This window comes from Shewanella litoralis (genome assembly GCF_009828585.1).
GTDB lineage: Bacteria > Pseudomonadota > Gammaproteobacteria > Enterobacterales > Shewanellaceae > Shewanella > Shewanella litoralis.
This window is the reverse complement of record NZ_WSRZ01000095.1, coordinates 1-462: the sequence shown is the minus strand read 5'-3', so window position 1 is coordinate 462 and position 462 is coordinate 1. Positions and strand designations below refer to the sequence as shown.

The 462-nt window shown below is 42.9% G+C and carries 2 tRNA genes; both read right to left on the bottom strand.

Features of this window, described 5'->3' with window-relative positions:
- Positions 1 to 4: 4 nt before the first annotated feature.
- Positions 5 to 80, bottom strand: a tRNA-Lys gene (locus tag GQA99_RS20270).
- A gap of 293 nt (positions 81 to 373) precedes the next feature.
- Positions 374 to 449, bottom strand: a tRNA-Lys gene (locus GQA99_RS20265).
- Positions 450 to 462 lie beyond the last annotated feature (13 nt).

The following is a 462-nucleotide window of genomic DNA, read 5'->3' as shown; positions in this document are numbered from 1 at the left end:
AAAGTGGTGGGTCGTGAAGGATTCGAACCTTCGACCAATTGGTTAAAAGCCAACTGCTCTACCGACTGAGCTAACGACCCATCTTGGTTTTTATAAGCTTTACTGCTTACTGGAACAAAAGCCAACTGTCTATGTTTCAAGACCCGCTGAGCTAACGACCCATCTTGGTTTTTATAAGCTTTACTGCTTACTGGGGCAAAAGCCAACTGTCTATGTTTCAAGACCGACTGAGCTAATGACCCATCTTAGTTTTATAAGCTTTATCGCTTACTGGAGCAAAAGCCAACTGTCTATGTTTCAAGACCGACTGAGCTAACGACCCATCTGGTAAATCTGATATAACATCTAAATTCTTTAGCCACGATTTAGAAAGTGGTGGGTCGTGAAGGATTCGAACCTTCGACCAATTGGTTAAAAGCCAACTGCTCTACCGACTGAGCTAACGACCCATCTTGGTTTTTA